The sequence below is a fragment of the Bacteroidota bacterium genome, from assembly GCA_016722375.1.
Taxonomy (GTDB): Bacteria; Bacteroidota; Bacteroidia; order Chitinophagales; family LD1; genus Bog-950.
Genome location: JADKJG010000005.1, coordinates 60,541 through 75,724, shown reverse-complemented (window position 1 = coordinate 75,724; position 15,184 = coordinate 60,541). Strand labels below are relative to the sequence as shown.

The 15,184-nt window shown below is 42.6% G+C and carries 14 protein-coding genes and 1 pseudogene; 7 read left to right on the top strand and 8 right to left on the bottom strand.

Annotated elements, in window-relative coordinates; all coding sequences use genetic code 11:
• Positions 1 to 192: 192 nt before the first annotated feature.
• From IPP77_07670 to IPP77_07650, 5 genes are all read left to right on the top strand, one after another.
• A complete protein-coding gene (locus tag IPP77_07670) occupies positions 193 to 705 on the top strand; it encodes a ferritin (GenBank protein MBL0309541.1) in 513 nt (170 codons plus the stop codon).
• 123 nt (positions 706 to 828) lie between these two features.
• Positions 829 to 3,633: a gliding motility-associated C-terminal domain-containing protein gene (locus tag IPP77_07665; GenBank protein ID MBL0309540.1), complete on the top strand. Its 2,805-nt coding sequence runs from the start codon at positions 829 to 831 to the stop codon at positions 3,631 to 3,633.
• Between the two features lie 9 nt (positions 3,634 to 3,642).
• Positions 3,643 to 4,230 (top strand): riboflavin synthase, encoded by a 588-nt coding sequence (locus IPP77_07660; GenBank protein MBL0309539.1) that lies wholly within the window; start codon positions 3,643 to 3,645, stop codon positions 4,228 to 4,230.
• A 70-nt stretch (positions 4,231 to 4,300) separates the two neighbouring features.
• Positions 4,301 to 5,359: a flippase-like domain-containing protein gene (locus IPP77_07655; protein ID MBL0309538.1), complete on the top strand. Its 1,059-nt coding sequence runs from the start codon at positions 4,301 to 4,303 to the stop codon at positions 5,357 to 5,359.
• 310 nt (positions 5,360 to 5,669) lie between these two features.
• Positions 5,670 to 6,947, top strand: coding sequence for an HlyC/CorC family transporter (locus IPP77_07650; protein MBL0309537.1), 1,278 nt, complete (start codon positions 5,670 to 5,672; stop codon positions 6,945 to 6,947).
• A gap of 9 nt (positions 6,948 to 6,956) precedes the next feature.
• Here the strand turns inward: IPP77_07650 and IPP77_07645 are convergent.
• Positions 6,957 to 8,775: pseudogene (locus IPP77_07645) on the bottom strand (ABC transporter ATP-binding protein).
• Positions 8,776 to 8,895: 120 nt separating this feature from the next.
• Here IPP77_07645 and rbfA point away from each other — a divergent pair.
• Both rbfA and IPP77_07635 read left to right on the top strand, forming a co-directional pair.
• Positions 8,896 to 9,360, top strand: coding sequence for a 30S ribosome-binding factor RbfA (gene rbfA / locus IPP77_07640; GenBank protein ID MBL0309536.1), 465 nt, complete (start codon positions 8,896 to 8,898; stop codon positions 9,358 to 9,360).
• A 6-nt stretch (positions 9,361 to 9,366) separates the two neighbouring features.
• Positions 9,367 to 10,602 carry an ABC transporter permease gene (locus IPP77_07635; GenBank protein ID MBL0309535.1) on the top strand — a complete coding sequence of 412 codons (1,236 nt, stop codon included), beginning with the start codon at positions 9,367 to 9,369 and terminating at the stop codon, positions 10,600 to 10,602.
• Positions 10,603 to 10,670: 68 nt separating this feature from the next.
• Here IPP77_07635 and IPP77_07630 read toward each other — a convergent pair whose 3' ends face one another.
• From IPP77_07630 to IPP77_07600, 7 genes are all read right to left on the bottom strand, one after another.
• Positions 10,671 to 11,081 (bottom strand): hypothetical protein, encoded by a 411-nt coding sequence (locus IPP77_07630; protein MBL0309534.1) that lies wholly within the window; start codon positions 11,079 to 11,081, stop codon positions 10,671 to 10,673.
• Positions 11,082 to 11,234: 153 nt separating this feature from the next.
• Positions 11,235 to 11,702 carry an RDD family protein gene (locus IPP77_07625; protein MBL0309533.1) on the bottom strand — a complete coding sequence of 156 codons (468 nt, stop codon included), beginning with the start codon at positions 11,700 to 11,702 and terminating at the stop codon, positions 11,235 to 11,237.
• Positions 11,703 to 11,737: 35 nt separating this feature from the next.
• Positions 11,738 to 12,160: a DUF2807 domain-containing protein gene (locus IPP77_07620; protein MBL0309532.1), complete on the bottom strand. Its 423-nt coding sequence runs from the start codon at positions 12,158 to 12,160 to the stop codon at positions 11,738 to 11,740.
• A 48-nt stretch (positions 12,161 to 12,208) separates the two neighbouring features.
• Positions 12,209 to 12,463 carry a hypothetical protein gene (locus tag IPP77_07615; protein MBL0309531.1) on the bottom strand — a complete coding sequence of 85 codons (255 nt, stop codon included), beginning with the start codon at positions 12,461 to 12,463 and terminating at the stop codon, positions 12,209 to 12,211.
• Positions 12,464 to 12,531: 68 nt separating this feature from the next.
• Complete coding sequence (locus IPP77_07610; GenBank protein MBL0309530.1) at positions 12,532 to 14,211, bottom strand: PspC domain-containing protein; 1,680 nt, start codon at positions 14,209 to 14,211, stop codon at positions 12,532 to 12,534.
• A 1-nt stretch (position 14,212) separates the two neighbouring features.
• Positions 14,213 to 14,554, bottom strand: coding sequence for a PadR family transcriptional regulator (locus tag IPP77_07605; protein ID MBL0309529.1), 342 nt, complete (start codon positions 14,552 to 14,554; stop codon positions 14,213 to 14,215).
• An 86-nt stretch (positions 14,555 to 14,640) separates the two neighbouring features.
• Positions 14,641 to 14,994, bottom strand: coding sequence for a hypothetical protein (locus IPP77_07600; protein ID MBL0309528.1), 354 nt, complete (start codon positions 14,992 to 14,994; stop codon positions 14,641 to 14,643).
• Positions 14,995 to 15,184: the final 190 nt, after the last annotated feature.

Here is a 15,184-nt window from a genome sequence, read left to right as displayed (position 1 = left end):
GAATCGAAAAGTCCTATAAAGATTTTATAAAGGCCGTTCTTAACTTAGATGGCGCCATCTATTCAGAGGAGCATTACAAAACTTAATTCCAATATTCCGAGTGACATGAAGAATAATGGTTAAATTTGGAATCCTTTCCTGTACGGTATCACAGGGAAATCTTAATTTCGAATTTCATAAAAAACCAATTATATGTTGACGAAAAAAATCGAAGCAGCTTTAAACAAACAAATATCCCACGAGGCAGACTCTTCACAGGTCTATCTTGGAATAGCCTCTTGGGCCGACGTGCAGCCGGGGCTGGAAGGGGTCAGTGAGTTCTTTTACATGCAATCAGAAGAAGAGCGCCTGCACATGATGAAGTTGATTCGGTTTGTGAACGAGCGCGGAGGCAATGCCGTCATTCCTGCCTTGAAGCAACCAGCGCTGAAATTCATCTCGCTGAAAAAGGCTTTTGAAACCTTTCTGAAAAATGAAATCACTGTTTCTGGAAGCATTAATGAACTGGTAGATATTTCCTTGCATGGAAAAGATTATGCCACACATAATTTCCTGCAATGGTATGTGGCAGAGCAGATTGAGGAAGAAAGACTGGCGCGCCGCCTGAACGAGAAACTGGATATGATAGGTTCTGATAAGAGCGGCTTATATCTTTTTGACCGCGACATTATGACGAGTAGGAGTAAGATAGGTATTAAGGGATAGTATTGCTTAATTAGGGGAAAGATAAAAGCCCTGAATCGGAATGGTTGCTCATGTATCAATATCTAAGCATCCCGAATCATACACCCTAACCTTTGTTTCAATGAGTGCGCTTCTTTTTATAAGATGATCTTTTTAAAAAAACCATACTTTCTTCTTTCCCTGCTTTTGTTCAGTGGCGTACAGATGGTTTTTGCTACACACTACCGCGCCGGAGAAATTCTTTATAGAGTCGTTGGAAACTATCGGATAGAAGCAACAGTCATCACGTATTCTAAGTGGAGTTCGCCCAGCAATTTGGCTGACCGAGATACTATTGACATTACCTGGGGCGACGGCTCTCGTTCTTATCTGGTGCGGAGAAACGGGCCGGATGTCAATCCACCCAACGGAGTGCCTGATGGAGTTTTTGTAGCGGATGACATTAAGAAGAATGTTTACGTCGGCGAGCATCAATATCCCGGAGCGCCGCCGCCACCGAACCGCTATTATATCATCAACTTTTACGACCAAAACCGGATGGAAAGCATTGTGAACATGTCCAATTCGGTCAATGTTCCTTTCTATCTCGAAGACACGGTCAAATTTCCGACCGACCTTGCTAATATAGGGTTTAACTCTTCGCCTATTCTTTACTATCCACCGATAGACTATGCCAACGTCAACGACACTTTCTATCACAATCCATTGGCGGTAGATCCGGATGGTGACAGTTTGATTTTTGAACTAATGCCCCCGTTGCAGAACGTCAATGCGCAGGTGCCGCTTTATGTTTATCCAGACCAGTTTTGTCGCGCGGCGGGACGACCGGATAATCTTTTTCAAATGAATCGGTTCACCGGACAGATTATTTGGGCGGTGCCTTGTCAACAAGGCATTTTCAATATCGCCTTCGTGATTCATGAATACCGACAGGGAATCAATATTGGAACGCTGGAACGGGATATGCAGATTATTGTATTGAATCAGAATAACGACCCGCCACAACTTGCCCTGATTCCCGATACGTGCATTCGGGCTGGCGACACCCTGCTGGCGCAGATAACCGCACGAGATAGAAATACAGGACAAACCGTGACGCTTTCAGCAGATGGAGGTCCGTTTCGCGTGGCGGTCTCTCCGGCAAAGTTCAGTACGACGCCGGGAAATCCGGCTAATGGTAGTTTCAGATGGTACACCACCTGCGACCATATTCAGGTGCAGCCATACATGGTCTTATTTCGGGCGGCTGATAACTATACTCTTTCTGGCCCGGGCGGTGCTAATGCAGCCAATCTGGTGGATTTGAAACCCTGGATGATTCGCGTGATTCCTCCACCGGTGGAGAATCTGAAAGCATTGGCGGATAAAAACGGAGTAACGCTGACTTGGGACAATCCCTACATCTGTGCTTCCTCCCCTTATTTCAGAGGCTTTTCTATTTGGAAAAAAACTGGATGCGACCCTTTCGAGCCTGAGTATTGTGAAACCGGCTTGGCAGGAAGAGGATATACCCAACTCACAACCAATAATATTCAAGCATATACCTATCGCGACAACACGACTGTGGTAGGACAGGAGTATAGCTACCGGGTGGTAGCCGAATTCTATAAACTACCGCCGAATGGATTGGAGGCGCTCAAGTTTGATTTGCAGCAAAGTATAGCATCGAATGAAGCCTGCGTGTTTATGCCGATCAACGTACCGGTGATTATCAATGTAAGTATTTTGGAAACAGATATAACCGATGGAAAGGTATTCGTGCGTTGGACAAAGCCATTAGCCGGAGGAATAAACTTGGACACTATACTATTCCCTCCACCTTACCGGTTTGATGTTTACCGGAGTAATGGCTCTAGCTTTTCTAGCCCCATTATGATTCACAGCACTCCCGATGCCGCCTCCTTTGCTGCTTTGAATGATACGGTATTTGTGGATTCTTTACTGGATACCAAAACAACTTCGTGGAGCTATCGGATATTATTTTATTCAAACAACGATACTGTTGGCGCTACAGCTACTGCGTCCTCCATTTTTTTGGATGTACTTGCATCAGATCAGGCACTCAATCTGACCTGGGGCGAGCAAGTGCCTTGGATCAATGATAGCTTTGCCATTTTCAAGTTGAATAAACTAACATCTCTGTATGATTCTATCGCCGTTTCTTACACGCATACTTTTGCTGATACCGGACTCATCAATGATTCACTCTACTGTTATTTTATAAAGGGATATGGGCATTATGGTTCGGCATTTCTTCCTGCGCCTCTGATCAATTTATCGGAGGAGGATTGTCAAATTCCGGTAGATACTACACCGCCTTGTCCGCCGGTTCTCAGTGTTACCAATGACTGCGAACTTCATTTGGAACAATCTTGGACAACGGAGGAATATGTAAATCGCCTTGTCTGGATAACACAAAATGATCCCTGCTCGAATCAAATCCATCATTTCTATATTTATTATGGTAGCGATTCTTCCAATATGGTTCGCATTGATAGTACCGGTAGCAGAGAGGATACCACTTTTCAGCATATTCAGGCGGATAATCTGGCTGGATGTTATGCCGTCACGGCTGTTGATCGGGCGGGAAATGAAAGTGCTTATAGCAATGTGTTCTGTATGGACAATTGTCCCTATTATATATTGCCGAACACCTTCACTCCAAACGGAGATGGAAACAATGATTGGTTCCGACCCTTCAAGCCTTACCGGTTTGTTTCTAAAATTGAAATGAAGATTTATAATCGTTGGGGCGAAAAAGTATTTGAAACGACCGATCCAGAAATCAATTGGGATGGACGCGACCAAAAGACTGGTAAAGAGTTGAGCGAAGGAGTTTATCTCTATGCCGGGTATTATTTTGAGCAGCGCCTCGGAGGATTGATACAACAGCCATTAAGCGGACAGAAAAAGGGTGGCGGGTTTATTCATTTAATAAGGGGAAAGTAGAACCAGTCAATGTTCACAGGAATCATTGAGGTTATCGGAAAGGTGATACATCTGGAGAAAGCCGGAAGCAATGTTGATTTGATTATTGAATCGCCGATTTCCGAAGAACTGAAAATTGATCAGAGCGTTTCACACAACGGTGTTTGTCTGACTGTTGTTGAAGTGAAAGGCAGAACCCATCGGGTCACAGCTATTGATGAAACGCTGAGGAAAAGTAATCTGGGGACACTAAAAATTGGTGACAACTTGAATCTGGAACGCTGTACTAAAGTAGGTGAACGTTTAGACGGGCATATTGTGCAGGGACACGTTGACCAGTGCGGAGAATGTTTGGCGGTAGAAAATCAAAATGGAAGTTGGATATATCAATTCAAATACCTGCCTTCTGTGCAGAATCTGGTAGTGGAGAAAGGTTCTATTTGTATCAATGGTATCAGTCTCACCGCCTTTGATGCTTCTCGCAATACCTTCAAAGTCGCTATTATTCCTTATACCTATAATCACACTAATATTAAGCATGTCAAAATCGGTTCACTAGTGAACCTTGAGTTTGACATCATCGGAAAATATGTGGCGAGGATGATGGAAGGAGCCTAAACAAGGGACCATCTTCCCTGAATCTAAAATATCCCGTAGATATTATCTATTTCGCGACTTGATTTAGTACATGTCCGAGGCAGAAAACACACCATCTTTTAAACTATCCCGACTGATTATTCCGATACTTATCGGGGTATCGGCCTCTGCCTATCTCATTATCACGAATTTTCATCCCTCGGCGTTGGCCAGAGTAGAACTATCAGGCAAATTATTTTTGGGACTTTCTTTAGCGGCACTCATTATTGTCATTCGGGGTTTTGCTTTTATGTTTAAGTTGAGGCTCAGCACCGGTAACCGCCTTTCGTGGTACAAGACATTTGAAACTGTCGTGATGTGGGAGTTTAGTGCTGCCGTTACCCCGAAACTGAGCGAGGGAGCTTTTGTCCTTTATATCTTGAAAAAAAGTGGGTTGAGTTACGGTCGCAGCACGGCGGTGCTGATGCTCAATTCCTTTTTGGATAACCTTTCTTTTGTGTTGGTCTTTTCTATTCTCTACTACATCATCGGTCATCAAATGCTGGTGCTGCCGGGCTATTGCCCCGACTTGGCCGGTCATGAAATTTTGCAGGGCATTCGGAGTTTGGCGGATAAGGCATGGATTGGATATGTGTTGATGTTTTCACTTTGCCTGTTTCTTGCTTTTTCGTTGTTCATTTTGCCTCATTCTGCCAAAAGATTTTTTCATCAAATTGCCCGACTGAGTTTTTTGAAAAGATTCAGCAAGGGACTGATCCATCTAGGTGATGAAATAGAAAATACTTCGCGCGAGTACAAGAATGAACCTATTGGATTCTGGATAAAAATATTCTTCGCTACCCTGCTCAACTGGTCTGCACGTTATATTCTTCCCGCAGCACTTTTTTTCGCCTTTGCACAAGAAGCGGTACCCGTCTTAGAAGTTTTCGCCCGCCAATATGTTCTCTGGATTTTTCTGGTGATTCCCGCTACACCCGGTGCCAGTGGATTGGCGGAGATTTCTTTCCTTGCACTAAACTGCGATTTTATGCCGGTGGGTTTGGGCGTAGCGATTGCGCTCATTTGGCGTATTTATACCTACTATATTTATCTATTGCTCGGCTTGATTATGCTACCCAAATGGGCGAACGGGTTGAACCGGAACATTTAGACCGGATAGCTTTAAAAATTTACCTTCACACAATGAAGATTTTACAATATCTGGAAAAAGCTTGGATTATCGCCGCAGTTTGCGCGTTGGCCTTAGCAATATATAACCTGATACGGATAGGAACCCTTGCTGATAACCACGTGTACTTTCCATTTTTTTGCGCTATGTTCTGTTTATTGATTTGGTTCAATGTACGGGGACAGCGGAAATTCAAAGAAAAAATATTTGACAAGGAAGAGGAAGGGGAAAATTAGCTGTCCGGCTCATTGGCCGGAGTAATATTTTTTTCTTATTTTGACTTTCGAAATCTATGCAGATTTTTGCCTTAATTCTCTCGCTTGTCCTGATTGCTTTTTTTTCGGGAATCGAAATCGCCTTTGTTTCAGCCAATCGGTTTCGGATTGAATTGTTGAAGGAAAAAGGTTCGGGGAGTGCGAAAATCGTTTCAGAGTTTGCTAATAATGCGTCTAAGTTTATCAGTTCCATGCTGATCGGACTAAACGTTATGCTCGTTATTTTTGGTTCCCTTATTGCTCGATTGCTGGACGCCACTTTTTTTCTAAATCACTTTGGTCTGGCACTTAGTGACTTGTGGCTACTTGTGATTCAAACCATGGTCACCACTTTTGTTGTACTGATCTTCGGTGAACTGACTCCTAAAATTCTTTTTCGGGTAAATTCGGATCAACTTCTGCTGTGGTTTGCGTACCCCACAAAATATATTTTTTATGTCCCGTTGAAACCACTTTCCAATTTATTTCATGTTATTTCTGGCTGGATGATTCATAAAGTGGTTGGCGTGGAACTGGTGGAAAGCCAGCAAGTGTTTACCAAAGAAGATTTGGAATATTTGGTGAAAGAAACTGCCGTTAGCGAATTTGAAGGTGATGTAGAGACCGACCATCTCAACACAGATATTTTTGAGAAGGCCCTTTATCTGAAAGAAATCAAGGTGCGGAACTGCATGGTGCCTCGGTTGGAAATCCAAGGGATGGATGTGAGCGAAGGAATTGACGATCTGAAAAAAAAGTTTTTAGACTCTAAACTCTCGCGCCTAATTGTTTATCAGGAGACTATAGATAAGATAATCGGATACATCCATCATTTTGACCTGCTTAAAAATCCCGCTACAATCAAACAGGCAGTACGAAGTTTGCCGGTCATCCCCGAAAGTATGACGGCGCGTGATTTAATGCTACAGTTTATCCGCGACAAAAAGAATATTGCTTGGGTGGTAGATGAATATGGTGGAACGGCCGGCATCATCACGCTTGAAGACTTGATGGAAGAAATTTTTGGCGAGATTGAGGATGAACATGATGTAGAGCGGTTGACAGAGAAAAAAATTTCTGAATCGGAGTATGTTTTTTCCGGAAGAATTGAAGTGGACTATCTCAACGAAAAATATGATCTTAAAATTCCGGAAGGAGAATATACTACTCTCTCGGGCTATATTGTAGGAGGAGTAGAAGACATACCAGACGCAGGTGCGTCGCTTAATTTAGATCAGTTTCGCGTCAAGATTTTAAAGGCCTCGGACAAAATTGTTGAATTGGTCAATCTGCAAATCATAGAGCGCGATTCCTAAAGATCCGGTTCAGAATACTTGCAACTCTACCAGTCGTTTATAAATTCCATTCTTCGCCATCAGGCTGATATGATTTCCCCGCTCGGCAATGGTCCCGTCTTTCATCACGATAATTTCATCGGCATGCTGTATGGTGGACAAGCGGTGAGCAATAACAATAGTGGTCCGGCCTTTCATCAATTTTACCAAGGCATCCTGAACTAATCTTTCTGAATTGGAATCAAGAGAGGATGTTGCTTCATCCAAAATCAGGATAGGAGGATTTTTTAATACAGCGCGAGCAATGGTCAGCCGTTGTTTTTCTCCACCGCTTAATTTTCCACCGCGGTCGCCTATAATAGAATCATAGCCATGTTCTAGCCGGGAAATGAATTCATGTGCATTGGCAATTTTTGCCGCATCTTCTACCTGTTGCCGGGTTACATCTTGCATGCCAAAGGTGATATTGTTGAAGACGGTGTCATTAAACAAGATAGATTCCTGCGACACCATGCCGAATAGATTTCGTAACTCGTGAAGTTTAAAGTTCCTAATATCTATGTCATCTATCATAATCTTCCCATCGCTCACATCGTGAAACCGGGCGAGCAGGTCCACCAGAGTGGTTTTTCCTGCACCTGACTGCCCGACCAGTGCTACCACTTTGCCCTTTTCAATTTTCAGGGAAATGTTGTCTAATATCTTTTTGTTATCGTAGTTGTAGTATGAAAAACCTACGCCCTGATATTCTATACTCTGTTTAAGTTCTTGAATAGGAGTAGCGTTCGCCTTTTGGGGAATTTCATCCTGAGCATCTATAACTTCAAAGATTCTTTGGGCGGAGGCTAGCCCTTTACGGATATTATAGAACGCAGAGGAGAAATTTTTGGCCGGAGGAATCAACTGGCAAACAATACCATGAAGCCAATGAAAGTCTCAGCTTCGAGACCCTCATGCTTTAAAACCAGCATCCCCCCGAAATACAGGACACTGCAAACGACACACATCGCGAGAAATTCAGTGAGCGGAGAAGATAACTCTCGGCGAGTCAGGATACGCCGATTCAAACCAAATAAAGAGTTATTGATCCGCGCAAACTGATTTCGCATAAAATCTTCTGCATTAAACGCATAAATCACACGCAAGCCTGAAAGGGTTTCCTCCACCACAGAAAAAAGTAGTCCACTCGTAGCCTGTGCTTCAGAGGATTGTCGCTTGAGACTTTTTCCTACCCGGCCAATAATGAACCCCGTAAACAGCAGCATTATAAAGACAAAGGCGGTCAACTTAGGGCTAAGCAAAAGCAAAGCCGCCAGATAAATCAGAATATTCAACGGTTCGCGAACCGTGACTTCGATGAAGCTGATGATACTGGTTTCTACCTCCTTTACATCTTCGGTGACTCGTGAAATCATATCCCCCTTTTTCTTTTAGAATAAAAGGACAGAGGGAGTATCAGCAATTTGGAATATAAATCCTGCCGCAGGTCGCGTACCGCACCGCTACGGATAGGAGCTAGAAAATAGACTGCCAGAAAGCGGGAAATATTTTTGAAGAAAAACAAGACGGCTACTGCTATACAGAATTTTATGAGTGCTGCTGCCTGACCATGCTGTTGAATCTGCGCACTTAATATGTATTTCAGGTAGTCCATAAAATAGGAGCCATCAAAGCGAAATTCAGGTGCTGCGGTATTTTGCACCTTTTCAAACAGCAACTGAAGGAATGGAATAATCATCACCACCGAAAAGAGAGAGAAGAATACCGTGAGGATATTAAACACCATATTTAATCCGGCATAACCCGAATAGGGTCGGATATATTTGAGAATTCGGAAGAGATTCTTCATGTGCCAACAAATATAAGTTTATCACACAGAGTGTTTTTCACTTCTGCTAACACTTGGTTGCGCTTATTATTTCTTACTTTTATCGGCTGCAATTTTTCAGTATCATTTTAAAACTATCAGATGGATTCGCGCAGACAAATGAAATTGGTCTCTGTCATTAGAGAGGCGTTTACCGATATCTTAGCCCGAGACGGAAAAAATATCTATGGCAAATCTTTTGTGACCGTTACCAACGTCAAAATCACTTCCGACCTCTCACTTGTTCGGTTCTACATCAGTATTTTCAACGCGGAGAATCCGGAAGAGGTCATTCATCAGTTCAATGAGCAAAAAACAGATTTGAAACGGAAGTTGGCGGAAAAAGTACGTCACCAATTGCGCATCATGCCAAACATCGAATTTTTTAGAGATGAAACTCTGGAGTATGCTTCACACATGGATGAAGTCTTCAAAAAAATAAAAGAAGAGGACAAAAGAATCGTTGAATTAGGAATGCAGAATGATGAGCCAAAGGAAAAGTCGAGTCCGGTCAAAAAAGCGGCTAAGCCTACTGTTAAAAAATCCAGCTCTACCAAATCGAAATAGCATTTCATGCTCGCGCTGCGCATTGCTTTTCGTTACCTCTTTTCAAAAAAATCAACCAACGCTATCAATATCATTTCCTCCATCAGTATGCTGGGTATGGGGGTGGGGGCATTTGCTTTGATTGTGGTCCTGTCGGTTTTCAACGGATTTGAGGGCTTGGTGTTGTCGCTCTATAATTCTTTCTATCCCGATATTGAAATCACCGCTATTCAGGGAAAAACATTTGAGGAAGATTCCGTGCAGATGACAAAGATTCTCCGAACGGATGGAGTGATCTCGTTATCGCGTGTGTTGGAAGAGAATGCCTATCTGGAATACGGACCACAGTCCCAATTAGGGACATTAAAAGGAGTAGATGAACATTATAAGGAGGTTGCCTCTGTTCATCAATGTATCCGCGACGGATCTTTTCTGCCTAATGATTCCTCCCGAGCCTATTCGGTTATTGGAGCTACCTTGGGTCAATTGCTGAATGTAAATGTTCAGCGTTCTGCGGAACCTTTGCGAATTACCGTTCCGCGTAAGGGTGTGCGAAGTGCATTCAACCCCAGCGATGCATTTAATACAATCATGTCCGTACCGGTTGGGGTATTTGCTATTCAACAGGAGTTTGATTCGAGGTATGTTTTCGTTAGCCTGAATCAGGCTCGGGAACTATTGAACGAAGAACATGCCGTTTCGGCGTATGAAATAAAAACAGCTCCGGGAGCTAACCTCGGCGAAATGAAATCAAAATTATCTTCTCTACTTGGCGAACGATTTATTGTAAAAAGCCGCTATGAGCAGCACGCTGAAACCTATCGGGTTATGCTGATTGAACGCTGGGTAACAACCGCTATTCTCGGTTTTATAATCCTGATTATTTCCTTCAACATCATAGGCTCGCTCTCCATGCTGGTAATAGAAAAAGCAAAAGACATATCGGTACTGCGTGCCTTGGGCAGCGGAAAATCGCTTATCCGAAATATTTATTTATCTCATGGACTACTGTCCTCCTTACTCGGTGCTTTCAGCGGACTGGCTCTGGGCTATATTTTTTGTCTGTTGCAAATGCATTTTCATTTTCTCAAACTCGGCAACCTAGCATGGTCGAGTTTTGTGATTGATTATTATCCTGTCCAGTTGAAATGGGCGGACCCCTTTATCATTCTCCTTATTATTGTGACCGTTAGTCTTTTAGCTTCTTGGTTTCCTTCTCGCCGCGCCGGAATGACCACCATCGTCGAAGGGCTGAAAACGTAGAGATTCTAAAACAAAAAAAGAGCCGCACCATGGCGACTCGTTTTGGTTAATCAAAAATCTTTGAATTTCTATTTTGCGGCAGCAAGCAGTACCGGTGGATAGGCTCTTTCCACTCCGTCATTACTCACTGTTTTAACCCGATAGTAAACGTCTTTGGCAGGAGAAAAAGGAAAGCGATCCGCTTGAAGCATATAGCCATCTTTGGTTTGCTGATCTGCACAGGAAATGTATTTGCATTTACCGAAATAATTAAGGGTTTCTGCACTTCTTTCTATAACGATATGGTGGTACTGATTCATATCTCTTATTAAGAGGTGCATTAATACCTCACCCCTGCCTCTTTCTATATCTAAAGAAACCTCCTCATCTGTAGATTTAAAGCTGGATGTTGAGTTGTTACTGTCTGGGCCGCCTGAAAAGGCATAAGACGAAAACAAAATCAGACATACGGTAATTGAATGAGGTAAGATCTTTTTCATTTTTGTGTGTTTTGTCCTTACGTATACGGCAATAAGATTTCATCAGTTTCAAAAATGAAGCAGATTCATACTCTTGCTATTTGTATGTAACAAGCAGACCCCTTCCGCTTGGCCAGCGAGGGAATCACTACTCAGAAAGGGCTGTTTTGTTGGCTATTGCCTCACAATCAGGGTGTCTGCAATTTTATCATGCAATCCCTGTTTGCGACTATCGAATATTATCATCAGATAGCCGATACCCAGAATCAGGCCAGAAAGTATTTTAGACAAGTTGCGGAGTAAAGCGGTGCTAAGAGATACTCGCTCATTGTTGAGGCCAGTGACTCGAATTCCCAAGACAATTTTACCCAAAGTCCCCTGATATTTAGAAGATTCCATCAGCGAATAGTAAACGATGTTGATCCCTTCACGAAGCAGATTGTGCCAGGTTATCCAAGACCACATACATCCATCCGACCAAAAGAAATCCCAATTACCTTCAAATGGGTAGGTAAATGCCCATCCCAAAAAAACACGAAACAGGATAGTTAAACTGATGGAAATAACGATCCGGTCAATAAGGAACGCCCCTAAACGTCTCATACCGGAGGCATAATGGTTGTTGATGGAGATGACTTGCATAGCTCTAATTTTTGTGATAAAATATTCTGATTGACTTACTTCTTTTCTACTTTTCCTTTTCCTTCACTTTTCAGCTCTTTCACCTCGCCCGGTCCTTTATAATACAACATCCCAATAGCGGAGGAGCGAATATAAAAGGCACTGTCTGCATAAACTTCAGCCATACCGACAGCCGTGTTGTGAATCATGAGTGTCGCTACTTTTAGATCAAAGGCGGACAACATTCCAACACTCTTGTTATTGATGCGCGCTTCGCGAACCTTCCCTTTCAAGGTGGTGCTTCCCACAGAGTTCAGGTTGGCTCTCAGATAATCTGCTTCAACATTCAAATTCAATTTACCTACGGCATCTGAGGACAATTCTAGGCTATCTAATTTCAAAGCACCTTCCGTCTTCAAACTTCCGATTGACTGATTTTCCAACTCAGTTATTTTCCGGATGTTGATGTACACTTTCATTTTTGGCTTACCCCGAATAGGCGCATCCTGATTGGTTTCGATATATAGTCATTCACCTTCGTTGCGGACATCAATATAGTTCTGAAGATTTTCATCGGCCTCCACTTTTACAGACTCCGGTTCACCAGTTTGTGAAATCTCAATAGGAAATACGCCAGAGATAGAAAGTTTAGTAAAAGGAGTGACTTTGCGCTCTTCGGTTACCACACGCCCGTTTCCTCTGCGACCGCAGCCAGCCAAAGTAGTGAGCATTGCCAAGCCAATCAGCGAAAGAAGAATTAGAAGGAATGATTTGGTTTTCATCTGATAGATGTTAGAATGAGATACAAAAGGCAATCACTTTCAAAGAATCGTTTGTTCGATACGGGCATTTAAAAATCTCCGTTCTTATCTTTCTTTTCTGCAGACCGTTTCTGCGCCTTGGAACTATGAATATTGGTGTCCTCATCCGAATCTTCACCTTTATTGCTCGAATGGTTTTCTCCCTCCAGACATTTCACCTTTCCTCCTTCCACCGTCCAAACTGTATTAGCAAATTGTGTGTCGTTGAAACGAGGGTCATCTTTTACAACGGCTTGCCAGTAGTCTATGTTATCGGCAAATTGCACCTTTTTCCCTTCGGGAATAGCCAATCTAATTTTCATTTTCTGCGCTCGGAATTTTCTGTTTTTACTGATGTATAATCTAGGATTAAGGTTCAGCGTAGTATCCGTTTGGCTGAATTTATAAATGACCGATGCAGCATTTTGCTCAGCATCTCGTCTGTCCCTTCCTCGTGCCACCGTAATTTCCTGAATATAAAATGAATCTCCTACTGCGGGCATCAATTCAATATGAGGTTTGCCAATAGGAACTTCTAACAGGTCGCGCAGGTTAGTTCCGTTGATATAAACCCCATCCATATCAATATGGAAATCTTCTAGTATGCTTTCATTTTCATCCAAGCTATTTCCAGTGCCATCGGTCAATTGAACCGCCAACGTGCCTTGAGCTGGTTGGATTAAGGCTAACTGCTCCTTTCTGTTGGCTTCACTTCTAAAACTTATGACGGTTTTATAACCGGATATCAGGAGCAACACCAAACCGGTGACCCATGATGCCAGTAAAATCCATTTCAGAGGACGCGCTGGTGAACGATGCCCTAATATTATTTTCAGGCTGAGATAAATCACTGCAATAATCGGAGTAGCACAAAAAAGCAAGAAGCCAAAACTGAACAGAGAGATAGTGGAGGTGTTGTCCACTATTAGTCTGGAAGCATCTGCCAGTGAGGAAGTTCCCAGTAGATAAAAAGTCCCAAAGCCAATGCTGACAGCCACTAGAGCAATCATGGCAAACACAACTGCTACAATAGCTGCTAATTTGAAAGCTACTTTAAGAATTTGAGTGAAAATATCCCACAGTTTCTCAAAGAAATTTTCTTCCCTCACAAAGTGTTCTACCGAACTGCTTGCCCTACTGGCAGCTTCCTTCACTTCTTTTTGAATACTGGTGATATTAATCGGCTCTCCTTTCATCTGTAATTTTTCGGCGGCTGTGTTTGCTTTGGGTACGATAATCAGCAAGAGCAGATAGAGCCAAATAATATTCCCATAGGTTACAAAAATCAGAATGATGGCCGCTATGCGGATCCAAACTGGATCGTTGATACCAAAGTAGTGGCAGAGCCCTGAAATCAATCCTCCTATTTTTGCTTCATCTGGATCACGGAATAATTTCTTTTTCACCGGGTCGGACTTGGCTACTGTAGCACCAGTCGTTTTTTCTGTTTCTTCGGCTGTAGGTTCTTCTCCGGCAATATCCTCCGGCTTGCCCATTGCATCTATGATTAACTGTACTTCTTCTTGACTCACTACCTCTTTGCGCTTGGCCAAATTCTGGCCCAGCATTTCGGCGATGCGCGCTTCAATGTCGTTTAGAATTTCTTTTCGCTCTGCTTCGTCGTTGAATTTTTGTTTCAGTGCGTCGAGATAGCCGTGCAGTAATTCGTAAGCATTTTCATCCATGATAAAGGCCATGCCTGCGAGATTGATATTCAATGTCTTTCTCATCTTAATTCGTTTTTGTGGTTAGGTGAATGATATTGTTTACAGAGGCGGTCAACTCGTTCCAACTTTCGGTCAGCTCTTTCAGAAACGTTTTACCCTCTTCGGTCAAGGAAAAGTATTTCCTTGGTGGGCCGGAAGTAGATTCCTCCCAACGATAGGAGAGCAGCCCATCATTTTTTAGTCGTGTCAGCAAGGGATACAAAGTCCCTTCCACAATGAGCAATTTTGATTCTTTCATCCGCTCGATCATTTCGGTGGGGTAATGTTCCCCTTCTGAGAGAATGGCCAGAATGCAGAATTCCAAAACCCCTTTGCGCATCTGTGCCTTATTGTTTTCAATATTCATGTTACTTGATTTTAAGTGCTGCCTGAAAATGTATTTCGTGCTTTTCGTCCTCCAGATCCATTGTGAAGTCTTTCAAGTTGCTAAGTTTAGGACGCTATAAAACGGACGATCAGAATAATTCTTTCGGAATTAGCCACATTTTTAATACTGATATCTTGCAATTGGTTTAACATATAGTTTTTTAACTCCTGATTCGATGATTGTACATCCTCTACCCGGACCCGCCCTGATTCATCTACATTGACCACTGCCTTGACTTCCGTAATGTCTGTTCCCTCACTCATCATCCGAGGAATAGATATGTTGCGAATAATTTCGCGACGAACATGCTCCTTTGATGCTTTAGATACTTGATTTGGAACAGAAGCAATGATTCCAAGAGTTCCCATGAGCAGAAAATAGGTTGTAATAATCGCGATGGTCGAGATTTTGTTTTTCATATCTTTTCGGTTTGTTATGGTTATACAAGTTATTTGACAATGCAAAGATATGGTTATTATCATGTACTGTGCAAGGCATAGTACTATATATTTTCAATAAAGTAGTCTAAAAGCCTGCGGCAAAGCGAGATAAAGATTTGTTAAAAAATATTTAGGCTGCGATTTCAGATGCAAAATCCATCTGACTTAA

What these genes read in the sequence shown, in the direction of transcription:
- IPP77_07670 (MBL0309541.1), top strand. Translation starts at nt 193, where the DNA reads ATGTTGACGAAAAAAATCGAAGCAGCTTTAAACAAACAAATATCCCAC.
- IPP77_07665 (MBL0309540.1), top strand. Translation starts at nt 829, where the DNA reads ATGATCTTTTTAAAAAAACCATACTTTCTTCTTTCCCTGCTTTTGTTC.
- IPP77_07660 (MBL0309539.1), top strand. Translation starts at nt 3,643, where the DNA reads ATGTTCACAGGAATCATTGAGGTTATCGGAAAGGTGATACATCTGGAG.
- IPP77_07655 (MBL0309538.1), top strand. Translation starts at nt 4,301, where the DNA reads ATGTCCGAGGCAGAAAACACACCATCTTTTAAACTATCCCGACTGATT.
- IPP77_07650 (MBL0309537.1), top strand. Translation starts at nt 5,670, where the DNA reads ATGCAGATTTTTGCCTTAATTCTCTCGCTTGTCCTGATTGCTTTTTTT.
- rbfA (MBL0309536.1), top strand. Translation starts at nt 8,896, where the DNA reads ATGGATTCGCGCAGACAAATGAAATTGGTCTCTGTCATTAGAGAGGCG.
- IPP77_07635 (MBL0309535.1), top strand. Translation starts at nt 9,367, where the DNA reads ATGCTCGCGCTGCGCATTGCTTTTCGTTACCTCTTTTCAAAAAAATCA.
- IPP77_07630 (MBL0309534.1), bottom strand. Translation starts at nt 11,081, where the DNA reads ATGAAAAAGATCTTACCTCATTCAATTACCGTATGTCTGATTTTGTTT.
- IPP77_07625 (MBL0309533.1), bottom strand. Translation starts at nt 11,702, where the DNA reads ATGCAAGTCATCTCCATCAACAACCATTATGCCTCCGGTATGAGACGT.
- IPP77_07620 (MBL0309532.1), bottom strand. Translation starts at nt 12,160, where the DNA reads ATGAAAGTGTACATCAACATCCGGAAAATAACTGAGTTGGAAAATCAG.
- IPP77_07615 (MBL0309531.1), bottom strand. Translation starts at nt 12,463, where the DNA reads ATGAAAACCAAATCATTCCTTCTAATTCTTCTTTCGCTGATTGGCTTG.
- IPP77_07610 (MBL0309530.1), bottom strand. Translation starts at nt 14,211, where the DNA reads ATGAGAAAGACATTGAATATCAATCTCGCAGGCATGGCCTTTATCATG.
- IPP77_07605 (MBL0309529.1), bottom strand. Translation starts at nt 14,554, where the DNA reads ATGAATATTGAAAACAATAAGGCACAGATGCGCAAAGGGGTTTTGGAA.
- IPP77_07600 (MBL0309528.1), bottom strand. Translation starts at nt 14,994, where the DNA reads ATGAAAAACAAAATCTCGACCATCGCGATTATTACAACCTATTTTCTG.